The organism is Subtercola boreus, assembly GCF_006716115.1.
In the GTDB taxonomy this organism is placed as follows: Bacteria; Actinomycetota; Actinomycetes; order Actinomycetales; family Microbacteriaceae; genus Subtercola; species Subtercola boreus.
Map to the genome: position 1 here is coordinate 3,716,986 of NZ_VFOO01000001.1, position 12,688 is coordinate 3,729,673.

Genomic DNA, 12,688 nt, shown 5'->3' on the forward strand with positions numbered 1-12,688 from the left:
GGGTATCCGATGAAGGGCCCAAGACCGGACCCCGTGTGAGTTTCCACATCTTTTTCCCGCCCCGGCTCCGCCTCCGACGCGGGCGAGCCAGCATAATCAGAACGGAGAGGTGATTCGTGAGACTGCTGATTGTCGAAGACGAAGACGAGATGGGGCGCCTGCTGGTCAAGGGGCTCGTGGCCGAAGGCTACGAGGTCGACCGGGTGGCCAATGGTGTCGACGGTCTCATCTCGGTCAGCACCGAGACCTACTCCGCGGCGATCGTCGATGTGATGCTCCCGGGAATGTCCGGTTTCGAGTTCTGCCGCCACATGCGCGAGCAGAGCTCCTCCGTCCCCATCCTGCTGCTCACCGCCCGCGACGACGTCGACGACCGGGTGAAAGGTCTGGATGCCGGGGCCGACGACTATCTCACGAAACCGTTCGCGTTCGTGGAGCTGACGGCGCGCATCCGGGCCCTGCTGAGACGCGAGAGCGTCGGGCCGCAGCTCTCGCTCACGGTCGGTTCGCTCGTCGTCGACAGTCACAACCGCAAGGCGATCGTCGGGAACGCCACACTTTCGCTCAGCCCCAAGGAGTTCGACCTGCTGCGCCTGCTCGCCGGCCGGCCGGGCGTCACCATGAGCCGCACCGAGATCCTCGACGAGGTCTGGGGTCGCACCGAACACATCGACGCGAACGTCGTCGACCAGTACGTGAGCTACCTGCGGCGAAAGCTCGATCCGCTCGGCTCCGACGTGTCGATCGCCACACGCCGCGGTGTCGGCTACGGGCTCGAGGTCGCCGAGTGAGCCGCGTGGGCCGCGCCCGCCGAGTGGGCACAGCGGGCCGGTGACGGCGTGAGGCTCGCCCGACGCCTCTCCATCAGAGTGCGGCTGACCGTCGGCACCCTGGTCATCGCGGGGGTCTTCTTCGCGGGAACGGCCGTGGTCGTGCACCGGCAGGTCGACTCGATCCTCCGCAGCTCCTCGGTGATGCTGCTCGAGGGCGACCTCGCCCAGTACCAGCAGGAGATCGCCGACGGCCGATCGTCGAACCTCGACACCCCCGCCCAGGGCCAGCTCGTCGCGGTCATCGACCCGGTCGGGCGGGTGATGCAGTCGTCGCTGCCCGCCGAACTCGAGCCGCAGCTGTCGGCGCTCGCTGCTGCCGGAACCGCGGTGCAGGATGTTCGGACCCCCGCCGCGCGATACCTCGTCCTGGCCCGCCAGGTGTCGTCGAGCGATGGCGTCTGGAGTGTCGTGACGGCGCGCAATGAGGCGGCGTCGAGTCTCTCGCTCGACAACCTCACCCGCGCGCTGGCGTGGGGACTGGTCATCCTGACACTGCTCTTCGGGGTCGGGTCGTGGCTTCTCGCCTCTGCGGCACTCCGGCCCGTGTCGGCCATGCGGCGCACTGCCGAGCGGCTGACCGGCAGCGCCTCGGTGGAGCTTCTGCCCGTCGGCCCCGCGCACGACGAGCTGTTCTACCTCGCCAGCACGCTGAACGACCTGATCACGCAGCTGCGAGCGTCGGCCGACCGCGAGAAACAGCTCGTCTCGGATGCCAGCCACGAACTCCGCACGCCGCTCGCCATTCTGCAGACCCAGCTGGAACTCGCCCACCTCAGCACGGGTGACGCCGACGCGCTGCTCGGCGAGATCGAGTCGGCCGAACGCACGGTGCAGCGGCTCTCCGCGCTCGCGGCGAGCCTGCTCGAACTCACCCGGATCGAGGGGATGACCGCCCAGGAGACGACGACGTTCGACGATCTCGCCGAAGAACTCGCCGACGCGATCGACAGGGCCAGGCTGATCAGCATCGGCTCGGAGATCGTGGTGGACTACGAGGTGCTTCCGGATGGCACGGATGGCGGCGGCGAACGGGAGTCCGCTGCCGAGACTGTCACGGGGCCATCGCCGAGCGCTTCGCCCTGGCCGCCACCATCCCTTTCGCCGCCGACCGTGCCGCCAGCGACATCCACGCCCCCGGCCACACCCATGCCGCCGGCGGGGCGGTCGCGAAACGAGGTCTTCGACCTCTCCGGCCGGAGCTTCGGCCGGGTCGCGGACAACCTGCTCGGCAACGCCATCGTCGCTGTGAACGAGGCGGCAGGCCCGGGAACCGGATCCGTGCGGGCCACCCTCGCCCGCACCGCCGACGGCATCCGCCTCGAGATCAGCGACACGGGCCCCGGGATGTCGCCCGACTTCATTCCGCTGGCCTTCGACCGGTTCGCGCGCGAAGACGAGTCGAGGGGCGGAACCCGGCCGGGGTCCCGGGGGGCAGGCCTCGGACTCTCGATCGTGCTCGCCCTCGTCGCCTCGGCAGGCGGCACTGTTACGATGACGAACCGGCGACCACGAGGGCTGAGTGCCGTCGTCACCCTGCCCGCGTCGCGCGATCCCGCTCACCCGCCGGCGCCCGCAGCCGCCCCTTCCCCGCCCCCGCCCCCGCCCAGTCAGGACCAGAACGCGTGACCTTCGAATCGGCCCTGGCCGCAGTCCCCGGTGTGACGAACGCGCTCGGTGCGCTCACCGGAGTGAACCCGATCGACCCCAACACGGTCATCCAGAACACCGGGCCCTGGGCGCTCGTGGTGGTCTGCGCGATCATCTTCGCCGAGACCGGGTTGCTGATCGGTTTCGTGCTGCCGGGCGACACCCTGCTGTTCTTCACCGGGCTGCTGACTTTCACCGGCGTGATTCCCGTGCCGATCTGGCTCGTGGTAATCGTGATCTCGATCGCGGCCGTGCTCGGCGACCAACTCGGGTACCTGATCGGCTATCGAACGGGACCGCGCATCTTCGAGCGCAAGAGCTCCGGCATCTTCAGCACGAAGAGCGTCGAACGCACCCAGGCGTTCTTCACGAAGTACGGCGGGGTCGCCGTCATCCTCGCCCGCTTCATCGCAGTGGTGCGCACGTTCGCGCCCGTCGCAGCGGGTGTGGGCCGGATGCACTACCGGAAGTTCCTCCTCTACAACGCGATCGGCGGGGTGGGCTGGACCCTGCTGATCGTGCTGCTCGGTTACTTCCTCGGGCACATCCCCGGGGTCGCCGACGTCGTCACCCGGTACATCGACGTCGTTATCGGCGGAATCCTCGTGATCACGCTGGTCTCCGTGCTTGTCTCTGTGCTCCGCGCCCGCAGGGCGAACCGGGCGGAGAGCTGACACGATCTAAGCTCGTTCCATGGCCTCTTCTCCCTTCACTGTCTCCCAGGAACGCAAGATCGTCACCGAGCTCCCCGGCCCGAAGTCGAAAGAGCTGCACGCCCGCCGTCTGAAGACGGTCTCGCGCGGTGCGGGCACGCTCGCCGACATCTACATGGACCACGGATCGGGCGCCATCCTGGTCGACGTCGACGGCAACCAGATCATCGACCTGGGCTGCGGGATCGGCGTCACCACCATCGGCCACGCGCACCCGGCCATAGCCGCTGCTGCCGCCGCCCAGGCCAACAAGCTGACGCACACGCTGTTCACCGTGACGCCCTACGAGAACTACCTGCTGGTCGCCGAGAAGCTCGCCGAGATCACTCCCGGCGACTTCGAGAAGCGGTCGATCCTCGTGAACTCGGGAGCGGAGGCCGTCGAGAACGCGGTGAAGATCGCCCGCAAGTACACCGGTCGCCGGGCGATCGCCGCCCTCGACCACGCCTTCCACGGCCGCACCAACCTCACAATGGCGATGACCTACCGGCCGTGGCCGGAGCGTGCGGGGATGGGGCCGTTCCCCGGTGAGATCTACAGCGTTCCGACGAGCTACCCGTTCCGCGACCCTCAGGGCATGACGGGCGTCGAGGCGGCGGAGCGCACGATCGACTACATCAACACGCACATCGGGGCCACCGAACTGGCGGCGCTCTTCGTCGAGCCGATCCAGGGCGACGGGGGCATCGTCATCCCGGCCGAGGGCTTCTTCGAGACGCTCAGTGCCTTCTGCACCGAGAACGGCATCGTGTTCGTCTCCGACGAGATCCAGGCCGGCATCGCCCGGTCGGGCGCCTGGTACGCGATCGAGCACCACAACGTCGTCCCCGACCTGGTCACGAGCGCCAAGGGCATCGCCGGCGGCTTCCCGCTGGCCGCGGTCACGGGCCGCGCCGAGATCATGGACGCCGTGCAGCCCGGTGGCATCGGCGGCACCTTCGGCGGCAACCCTGTGAGCACTGCGGCGGCGCTGGCGGTCTTCGATCTCATCGAGAGCGAGAACCTGATCGAGGAGGCGAAGCGCGTCGAGCGGGCCTTCTTCGCTCGCATCGGCGACTGGGCCGAGCGTTTCTCGGTGGTCGGCGAGGTGCGCGGCAAGGGCGCCATGTTCGGCGTGGAGCTCGTGCATCCGGGCACCCGGAAGCCCAACCCCGAAGCGCTATCGGCGGTCATCACGCATGCGACCACGAACGGCGTGATCGTTCTGGATGCGGGCAGCTGGGACAGCGTGCTGCGCTTCCTGCCGAGCGTCGTCATCAGCGAAGCCCTCATCGACGACGCCGCGACCGTCATCGAGCAGGCCCTGCAGGCCCTCGAGCCGTAGGCCGCCGCGCGTCGCCCCGCGCCCCGCGGGCCTAGAAGCGGGCGGCTGAGGCCGCGTCGGTGACCACGAGCAACCCCGCCTGCTCGTATTCCTCGGCCAGGGCATCCGGGGCCGCCGCCGCACCCGTCACCAGCGCGTCGAACTCGCGGAGCGATCCGACGGTGCCGAGGTGCACCTGGCCGAGCTTGCTGCGGTCCGCGATGATCACCGCGCGGCTCGCCGACTCGAGCATCAGACGCTTCACCTGCGCCTCGGGCAGGTTGAGGTTCGTCACGCCGAGGGCCCCGTCGACCCCGTTGCAGCCGATGAACGCGAGGTCGGCGTGCAGCCCCCGGATCATCGACGACGCCAGCGGTTCGACGAGGGAGTGCTGCTGCGGGCGGAGCGTCCCGCCCGAGACGATCACGGTCAGCCGCCCCGCCACCACGCCCGGCTCCAGGGCCAGTGCGATGCGGAGCCCGTTCGTGATCACCACCACGTCGCTGAGGTCGCCCCGCGCCACGAGGGACTCCGCCACGGCGAGGGCGGTCGATCCCACGTCGAGCAGCACGCTCTGGCCGGGGCGCACGAGCGAGGCGGCCAGTGTTCCGATGGTCGTCTTCTCGGCCGTCGACGCCCCGATCGCCTGCTCCAGAGTCGGCTCGGCCTGCAGTTGGCGGCTCCGGATGACCGCCCCACCGTGCACTCGACGGATCGCCTTGAGGCGGTCGAGCTCGTCGAGGTCGGCCCGCACGGTGACGTCGGAGACTCCGAAGGTCTCGCCGAGCTCACCCACGCGGGCGAAGCCGCGCTCGTCGATCACGGCGAGCATCCGTTCCCGACGGAGCGCTGCGGGCAGTTGCTGGTCGTTCTCGGGGTCGGCCACGGTTCCATCGTGCTCAGCACCCGCAGATTTGTCAATAAGAAACCAAACACAACCAAAGACAATTCATAGGGCGATACACTAGCCTGATGACGGCGAAACGGCCGAGCAAGCTTGCGTATTCGAAAGAGGCGACATGCCCCCCTCCACGACAGGACCTGTCGAAGACCTCTCCCTCGTCGAAGGGCGCCCGATCCGCAAACGCCCGCACGTGCTGGCCGACGGTCGTGAGCTGATCTACTACGACGACGCCGACACCACGCTGGCGCCCGAACGCCTGCCCGACGAGCGCGACCTCGACCCGCGACCGCCCGTTGCGACAATGCGCCAGGACGTGCTCACCGGCGAGTGGATCTCCATCGCCGCCGCCCGCAACAACCGCGTCTTCCTGCCGCCCGCGAACCTCGATCCGCTCGCCCCGCAGGCTCCCGACAACCCGTCCGAGGTGCCAAGCCTCTACGACGTCGCCGTGTTCGAGAACCGCTCGCCCTCGTTCGGCCCCAGCCTGCTGGAGGCGGGTGAGACGCCGGTGCCCGAGGATTCCGGGATCGGGCTCGGCCGGTCCCGGGCATCCATCGGCCGCTGCGAGGTCGTCTGCTTCAGCCCTGAGCGCGAGGGCTCGTTCGGCTCGCTGTCGACCTCGCGGGCCCGCACGGTGATCGAGGCGTGGGCTGACCGCACCGCCGTGCTGAGCGCACTGCCGGGCATCGAGCAGGTGTTCCCGTTCGAGAACCGGGGCGAGCAGGTCGGCGTGACGCTCCACCACCCGCACGGCCAGATCTACTCCTACCCCTTCGTCAGCCCGCGCACCCAGCGCCTCGTCGCCTCGATCGAGAGCTACGGCCCGACACTGTTCGCCGACATCCTCGCGAGCGAGCAGTCGGGCGAACGGATGATCGTGCAGGGCGAACACTGGAGCGCCTTTGTTCCGTTCGCCGCCCGCTGGCCCGTCGAGGTGCACATCCTGCCGCACCGCCAGCTGCCCGACCTCGCCGCGACGACCTCCGCCGAGCGTGACGAGCTCGCCGTGCTGTACCCGCGCGTGCTGCGGGCGATCGACGGGCTCTACCCCACGCCGACGCCGTACATCGCGGGCTGGCACCAGGCGCCCGTGAACTCGCACCGCGACGACATCCGCCTGATGATGCAGATCACGTCCCCGCGCCGCGCCGTCGACCGGCTGAAGTTCCTGGCCGGCTCGGAGTCGGCGATGGGCGCCTTCATCGGCGACGTTCCGCCCGAGACCACGGCCCGCAACCTGCGAGAGAGCTTCGAGACCCATGACTGAGCTGCACCCCGACGCCGCGAACTCCGGCGACGCGAACCCCGGCGCCGCGAATTCCGACGCCGCGAACCCCGACGACGCGAACCTCGACGCCGCGCACCCCGACGCCGCCCTCTTCGCCGCCCTCGCCGCCGAGTTCGAGGCGCGCCACGGCAGCCGGCCGGCCGGTTTCTGGTCGGCACCGGGCCGCGTGAACCTGATCGGCGAGCACACCGACTACAACGAGGGCTTCGTGCTCCCGTTCGCGATCGACCGGCGTGCCGTCGTCGCACTCGGCCCGTCGGCTCCGGCCGGCGCATCGGACGTGACGGCCCCGGATGCCCGGCCCACCGCCCGCGTCTCGTCGACCTTCTCCGAGCAGATCGTCGAGCTGCCCCTCGCCGACCTCACCCCGGACGCCCTCGCCGACTGGTCGGCCTACCCCCTCGGCGTGGCGTGGGCGCTCGCCGAGCGCGCAGCCGCGACATCCGGAGCCGCGATATCCGGAACCCCCAGCGGCCCCGTGCTCCCCGGTTTTGCGCTGCACATCCACTCCGACGTGCCCATCGGCGCTGGCCTCTCGTCGTCCGCGGCGATCGAGTGCGCGACCGCCGTCGCCCTCAACGAGTTCTGGCAGCTGGGCCTCGACCCCGTCGAGCTCGCCCGCATCGGCCAGATCGCCGAGAACCAGGCCGTCGGCGCTCCGACCGGCATCATGGACCAGTCCGCCAGCATGCTCGGCCGCGCCGACGCGGCGGTCTTCCTCGACTGCCGCAGCATGAACACCGAGAGCGTCCCCCTCGGGCTCCACGCCGAAGACCTCGAGATCCTCGTGATCGACACCCGGGTCAGCCACGACCACGCCACCGGAGGCTACGCGAGCCGCCGGGCATCCTGCGAGGCCGCCGCAAGCGCGATGGGCGCCCGATCGCTCCGTGACCTGACGGTCGCCGACCTGCCGCGCATGCAGCAGGTGCTCGACGACGAGACCTTCCGCCGTGCACGGCACGTCATCACCGAGAACGAGCGTGTCGAAGAGACCGTTCGCCTGCTCGAAACGGAGGGTCCGCTCGCGATCGGCGCCCTGCTCGACGCCTCACACAGCTCGATGCGCGACGACTTCGAGATCTCCGTCCCCGAGCTCGACCTCGCCGTCGAGGTCTCCCAGGCGAGTGGTGCAGTGGGTGCCCGGATGACCGGCGGAGGCTTCGGCGGGTCGGCTCTCGCGCTCATCCGCCGCGACTCGAGGCCTGCCCTCGAGGCCGCTATTGTTGAAGCGTTCCGGGCCCGCGGCTTCGCGCGGCCGGACCTGTTCGTGGTCCAGCCCTCGGCCGGGGCCACCCTGAAAGGCCACCTCGATGACTGAGAACGACTACCCCACCGGCGAGCAGTTCGACCTGGTCTGGCCCGAGCACGGGGTGCCGAGCGCACACGCCGTCGTCACGTCGGTCGGGGCGATGCTGCGGGTGCTCGAGTTCGGCGGGGTGCCGGTCATCCAGGGCTTCGAGAAGGAGGCCGTGCCGCTGTTCTGCGCGGGCTGGATGCTCGCCCCCTGGCCGAACCGGGTGCGCGACGGGCTCTGGAACGACGAAGGCACGCCGCGGCAGCTGCCCCTCACGGAGCCGGGGCGCGGCAACGCGCTGCACGGCTTCCTGTTCGAGCAGCACCACACGGTGGTGCGTCGCACGGAGTCGTCGATCACCCTCCGGGCGAACATCCGGCCGACCGACGGCTACCCGTTCGCGCTGACCGTCGACACGACGTTCGCGCTGGCCGAGAACGCCCTGACGGTGACGCACGCGCTCGCCAACACGGGTGACCGCCCCGCGCCGGCCGCGCTCGGGGCGCACCCGTACTTCCGCATCGGTGACGTGCCGATCCCCGAGCTCACAGTGACGGTGCGCGCGGCGACCCGGGTGCTGGTGGATGACCGCCTGAACCCCACGGGCGCTGCGCCGGTCGCGGGCACGGCCTTCGACCTCTCTGCGGGCGCCGTCGTCGGAGGTCTCGACCTCGACACCGCCTACTTCGACCTCGAGGCGGGGGCGGACGGGCGCTACGTGCACACGATCGAAGCTCCGGATGCCCGCCGCATCGAGGTCTGGGGCGACGGGAACTACAGCCACGCCCAGGTCTTCACGACGCAGATCTTCCCGGTCGGCTCCGGACTCGGCTGGGCGATCACGGTCGAGCCGACCACGGCACCGCCGGACGCCTTCAACAGCGGTGTCGACCTACACCTGATCGAGCCCGGCGCCAGCTGGACGGCCTCGTGGGGCATCACCTACGTGCCCGCCTCCGGCGCTGCCGGCAGAACCCCTTCCGAGGAGACCGCATGACCTGGCTCGTGACCGGCGGCGCCGGCTACATCGGATCGCACGTCGCCCGCGCCTTCCTCGCCGCCGGCATCGAGGTCGTCGTCATCGACGACCTCTCCAGCGGACGGGCCGGCTTCGTGCCCGACGGCGTGACGCTCGAACAGGGTTCCCTCGTCGACAAGGCCTTCGTCGACGACGTGTTCGCGCGCTGGGCCTCGTCCGAGCATCCGTTGACCGGTGTCGTGCACCTCGCGGGCTACAAGTACGCGGGTGTCTCCGTGCAGAGGCCCCTGCACACCTACACACAGAACATCACCGCCACGGTGAACCTGCTCGAGGCCATGCACGAGACCGGTGTGCCCTCGATCGTGTTCTCGTCGAGTGCCGCGGTGTATGGCAACACGCCCGCCGAGTTCGTCACCGAGGAGACCGGCACCTCGCCCGAGTCGCCCTACGGCGAGACCAAGCTCATCGGTGAGTGGCTGATCGCCGACCAGGCCGTGGCGACGGGGCTCCGGCACACGGCGCTCCGCTACTTCAACGTGGTCGGGTCGGCCACGCCCGAGGTGAGCGACACGAGCCCGCACAACCTCTTCCCGCTCGTGTTCCGTGCCCTGCAGGAGGGGAAGACGCCGAAGATCTTCGGCGACGACTACCCCACGCCCGACGGAACCTGCGTGCGCGACTATGTGCACGTGGCGGATGTCGCGGCGGCGCACGTCGCGGCCGCCCGCAAGCTCGACGCGGGCATCCCGCTCGACGCCGCCTACAACCTCGGCAGCGGCTCGGGCGTCTCGGTGCGAGAGATCATGACGTCGATGGCGTCGGTCACGGGCATCCCGTTCACTCCGGACGTGCTGCCGGCCCGCCCCGGCGACCCCGCCCGCATCGTGGCATCGGGCGAGCGCGCGGCGCGCGACGTCGACTGGATGCCCGCCCACACCCTCGCGGACATGATCTCCTCGGGCTGGGCGGCGGCGCTCGCTGCCTCGCACTCACCCTCGTAACCAAAGGCGTTCGCGTGCCGCGCGGTCTACAGAGTGAGAAAGCGGGCGGGTTTCAGTGACGCTTAAAGTCCTCTCAAGATATTCACTCGATCGAGTCTTGTTTAATGAGTAAATATCGCTAATGATAGGATCATGAACAAATATCAAAAATTAGCAGCATTATTCCTTGTGACGGCGAGCATCGTTGGGGGCGGCCTCCTTCCTCAGGCAGCGAACGCCGAGGCGTCGGATGTTCTCGTCGGATGGGGAAACGGTGACTATGTCGAGTACCTTCCCGGGTACGAAAGGGTGGGTTCCAACGGCGCAAAGTTTGCCTTCCAGACCGACGGAAACGTTGTTCTCTACAGCAGTGCCGGCCGGCCTGTGTGGCAGTCGCGGACATATGGCCGCGGCGCGAGCAAGCTCAGCCTTCAGCTTGACGGAAACATCGTGGTCTATCGAGCGGACAACACTCCACTCTGGTCGGCCGGGGTGAGCAAGCATTTCAGTGGCTACTGGTCGCTTCGCCTGTCTGGAACTGGCGCGTCGCCGAGAATGACTGAGACCAACGAGAGCAGCGGATCCACAACGCATTGGCGTATCCCCTAGTCGGCATCCTGCCGAGGCGCGGCTGCGCGGGGGGTGGGCCGAGCCTGAACGGAGCGGCGGCGGGCTCGGGGTCTGACTGGCCGTAGATTGCTTGAGTGAGATTTGCTCACTATAGTGGACGAATGAAAACAAAACTCCGCGCGCTCCTTGCAGCGCCGCTCATCACCACCGCGCTCGTCGCCAGCGTTCTCGTGCCGCAGGCGGCCCACGCTGACGGAACCCTCGTCGAATACAAGTGGAGCTCCGACAGCGGGTTCGTCGAGTTCCCTGTCGGCGGGTTCTGGATCGAGTCCCGCACCGACAACTCCAAGCTGGTCTTCCAGACCGACGGCAACCTTGTGCTCTACACCGACGCGGGGCGGGCGACCTGGCAGTCTCGCACCTACGGTCGCGGGGCTGCGAAGATCAGCCTGCAGAGTGACGGCAACGTCGTGATCTACCGCGCGGACAACACGCCGCTGTGGGCGTCGGGAGTGAACCGATCCGTGCCGTCGGGCACCTGGGACCTGGTGCTGCTCGGCACCCCCTCGGCGCCCACCATCACCGAGCGCAACCGTCTCACCGGGTCGCGGGACTTCTGGCGCATCCCCTAGCCGTCCGCGCGCCCGCGCCCCGCCCGACCCCTCTTTGGCCGCAGCCCAAGGGACCCAAATCGTCCGCAATCTCAGCGGTTGGGACGATTTGGGTCCCTTGCCGCGAGGTCGGGCCCTGGTATGGGCGCGAGCGGCGCGGCGGCGCGGCGCGGCGCGGCGTCTGGCCGACTGCAAATTGTGTGAGTGAGATTTGCTCACTATAGTGGGCGAATGAAAACAAAACGCCGCGCGCTCCTTGCAGCGCCTCTTGTGTCCCTCGTACTTCTCGCTCCCGCCGTGCTGCCCCAGGCTGCGGATGCGGCCACATTCACGAATGGCCAGTACTCCTGGTCAGCCACCTCGGGCTACTCCGAGTTCACCCCCGGTGACTTCACTCTCGAATCCGGGGATTCGAAGCTCGTCTTCCAGACCGACGGCAATCTCGTGCTCTACAACTGGGATGGCAAGCCGCGCTGGCAGTCAGGCACCTACGGTCGCCACGCCGCCAAAGTGAGCTTCCAGAGCGACGGCAATGTGGTCGTCTATCGCGCGGACAACGTTCCGCTGTGGTCGTCGGGGCACGGTTTCTCGGGCCGTTCGGGCAAGTGGATCATGCAACTCACGGCAGTTGAGACCCCCGCCTTTGCCACCGAACTGAACTCCGAGACGGGTTCGCGTTCCTTCTGGAGAATTCCCTAGCAATAGGCGCAGGCGGGGCGTGGCGCTATCGAGCGGCCCGCGGGAGCGGGCGGGCGGGGGCGGGGCGGGAGGGCGTCAGCCCTCGACGGGGTCGGGGCTGAAGGAGCCCTGCCAGACGGCGTTCGAGCCGGACTCGCCGATCTGCACGACCTTGACGACGGTGCCGGTCGACACCACGAGGGCGACGACGATGGCCGCGATCGAGACCGCGAGCGAAGCGGTACGGCCGGCCCGCGAGCGGGGCGGGGCAGTGGGACGGATGCCCGGGGTGGCCGGCTGGGTGCCGGCTGCCGGGGCGAACGGGTCGTCGCCGTGCAGCAGCACCGAGCCGTCGGCCGCGAGTGGGCCGTCAGTCCCTGCGATGCCCGGGTTTTGGAACCCGGCAGGGACCGAGCCACCGGCGGCGGCTCGCCCCGGAGTTGCAGCCGCCGTGGCGTGTGCGGTGGCTGCCGAGCGCACGGCGTCCCCCGGAGCGGCCACGTGACGCTGCGGCGCCCCGGGCACCGTGCGCACGGCGGCGAACCAGCGGTACCAGACCCAGATCGCAGTCGCCACGACGAACTGGCCGACCGCCCACGGCAGGAGCGTATCGCCGAGCGCGACGTGCGCCTGGATCAGGGGGGTCGAGTTCAGCCGTTCCTCGAGCCACTCGCCGGCGTTCGTCGCGAGGGGCACGCTGATGAGCCCGATGAGGGCGACGACCGGGGTGATGACGCCGAGTTTCCGCCGGAACGCCGGCCAGACGGCACCGAGCACGGTCAGGAGGGCCGCGGCGGGCAGCACGATGACGACGACGTGCACCAGCAGGATGTGGAGGGGGAGTCCGTTGAACATGGGCGGCAGCTTTCTGTCGGCGTGGGG

The 12,688-nt window shown here is 69.2% G+C and carries 13 protein-coding genes; 11 read left to right on the forward strand and 2 right to left on the reverse strand.

The window, feature by feature from the left end; all coding sequences use genetic code 11:
- The first annotated feature begins 116 nt into the window (after window positions 1–116).
- From FB464_RS17340 to FB464_RS17355, 4 genes are read left to right on the forward strand one after another with little or no spacing between them, the layout of a single operon-like run.
- Window positions 117–791: a response regulator transcription factor gene (locus FB464_RS17340; protein ID WP_116415919.1), complete on the forward strand. Its 675-nt coding sequence runs from the start codon at window positions 117–119 to the stop codon at window positions 789–791.
- Between the two features lie 48 nt (window positions 792–839).
- Window positions 840–2,459, forward strand: a complete 1,620-nt coding sequence (locus tag FB464_RS17345; RefSeq protein WP_142206749.1) for a sensor histidine kinase — start codon at window positions 840–842, stop codon at window positions 2,457–2,459.
- Window positions 2,456–3,154 carry a DedA family protein gene (locus FB464_RS17350; RefSeq protein ID WP_246093123.1) on the forward strand — a complete coding sequence of 233 codons (699 nt, stop codon included), beginning with the start codon at window positions 2,456–2,458 and terminating at the stop codon, window positions 3,152–3,154. Before FB464_RS17345 ends, FB464_RS17350 begins: the two co-directional genes overlap by 4 nt.
- Before the next feature lie 19 nt (window positions 3,155–3,173).
- Window positions 3,174–4,517 carry an aminotransferase class III-fold pyridoxal phosphate-dependent enzyme gene (locus FB464_RS17355; RefSeq protein ID WP_116415917.1) on the forward strand — a complete coding sequence of 448 codons (1,344 nt, stop codon included), beginning with the start codon at window positions 3,174–3,176 and terminating at the stop codon, window positions 4,515–4,517.
- Window positions 4,518–4,548: 31 nt separating this feature from the next.
- Here FB464_RS17355 and FB464_RS17360 read toward each other — a convergent pair whose 3' ends face one another.
- Window positions 4,549–5,382 (reverse strand): DeoR/GlpR family DNA-binding transcription regulator, encoded by an 834-nt coding sequence (locus FB464_RS17360; RefSeq protein ID WP_246093124.1) that lies wholly within the window; start codon window positions 5,380–5,382, stop codon window positions 4,549–4,551.
- Window positions 5,383–5,515: 133 nt separating this feature from the next.
- Here FB464_RS17360 and galT point away from each other — a divergent pair, with 133 nt between their 5' ends.
- From galT to FB464_RS17395, 7 genes are all read left to right on the forward strand, one after another.
- The gene (gene galT, locus FB464_RS17365; protein ID WP_116415916.1) at window positions 5,516–6,667 is read left to right on the forward strand and encodes a galactose-1-phosphate uridylyltransferase; all 1,152 of its coding nucleotides are present in this window, start codon (window positions 5,516–5,518) and stop codon (window positions 6,665–6,667) included.
- A complete protein-coding gene (gene galK / locus FB464_RS17370) occupies window positions 6,660–8,009 on the forward strand; it encodes a galactokinase (RefSeq protein ID WP_116415915.1) in 1,350 nt (449 codons plus the stop codon). Before galT ends, galK begins: the two co-directional genes overlap by 8 nt.
- Complete coding sequence (locus tag FB464_RS17375; protein ID WP_116415914.1) at window positions 8,002–8,982, forward strand: aldose 1-epimerase family protein; 981 nt, start codon at window positions 8,002–8,004, stop codon at window positions 8,980–8,982. The genes galK and FB464_RS17375 overlap by 8 nt, the downstream gene beginning before the upstream one ends.
- Entirely contained in the window at window positions 8,979–9,968 is a 990-nt protein-coding gene (gene galE / locus FB464_RS17380) for a UDP-glucose 4-epimerase GalE (RefSeq protein WP_116415913.1), read from the forward strand. The genes FB464_RS17375 and galE overlap by 4 nt, the downstream gene beginning before the upstream one ends.
- 132 nt (window positions 9,969–10,100) lie before the next feature.
- Complete coding sequence (locus tag FB464_RS17385; protein ID WP_116415912.1) at window positions 10,101–10,556, forward strand: hypothetical protein; 456 nt, start codon at window positions 10,101–10,103, stop codon at window positions 10,554–10,556.
- A gap of 122 nt (window positions 10,557–10,678) precedes the next feature.
- Window positions 10,679–11,149 (forward strand): hypothetical protein, encoded by a 471-nt coding sequence (locus tag FB464_RS17390; protein WP_116415911.1) that lies wholly within the window; start codon window positions 10,679–10,681, stop codon window positions 11,147–11,149.
- A 210-nt stretch (window positions 11,150–11,359) separates the two neighbouring features.
- The gene (locus FB464_RS17395; RefSeq protein WP_116415910.1) at window positions 11,360–11,827 is read left to right on the forward strand and encodes a hypothetical protein; all 468 of its coding nucleotides are present in this window, start codon (window positions 11,360–11,362) and stop codon (window positions 11,825–11,827) included.
- A gap of 75 nt (window positions 11,828–11,902) precedes the next feature.
- Here FB464_RS17395 and FB464_RS17400 read toward each other — a convergent pair whose 3' ends face one another.
- A complete protein-coding gene (locus FB464_RS17400) occupies window positions 11,903–12,661 on the reverse strand; it encodes a DUF2231 domain-containing protein (RefSeq protein WP_116415909.1) in 759 nt (252 codons plus the stop codon).
- Window positions 12,662–12,688: the final 27 nt, after the last annotated feature.

Coding starts and splice junctions, on each gene's coding strand:
- FB464_RS17355 (WP_116415917.1), top strand. CDS start 3,174: ATGGCCTCTTCTCCCTTCACTGTCTCCCAGGAACGCAAGATCGTCACC.
- galT (WP_116415916.1), top strand. CDS start 5,516: ATGCCCCCCTCCACGACAGGACCTGTCGAAGACCTCTCCCTCGTCGAA.
- galK (WP_116415915.1), top strand. CDS start 6,660: ATGACTGAGCTGCACCCCGACGCCGCGAACTCCGGCGACGCGAACCCC.
- FB464_RS17375 (WP_116415914.1), top strand. CDS start 8,002: ATGACTGAGAACGACTACCCCACCGGCGAGCAGTTCGACCTGGTCTGG.
- galE (WP_116415913.1), top strand. CDS start 8,979: ATGACCTGGCTCGTGACCGGCGGCGCCGGCTACATCGGATCGCACGTC.
- FB464_RS17385 (WP_116415912.1), top strand. CDS start 10,101: ATGAACAAATATCAAAAATTAGCAGCATTATTCCTTGTGACGGCGAGC.
- FB464_RS17390 (WP_116415911.1), top strand. CDS start 10,679: ATGAAAACAAAACTCCGCGCGCTCCTTGCAGCGCCGCTCATCACCACC.
- FB464_RS17395 (WP_116415910.1), top strand. CDS start 11,360: ATGAAAACAAAACGCCGCGCGCTCCTTGCAGCGCCTCTTGTGTCCCTC.
- FB464_RS17400 (WP_116415909.1), bottom strand. CDS start 12,661: ATGTTCAACGGACTCCCCCTCCACATCCTGCTGGTGCACGTCGTCGTC.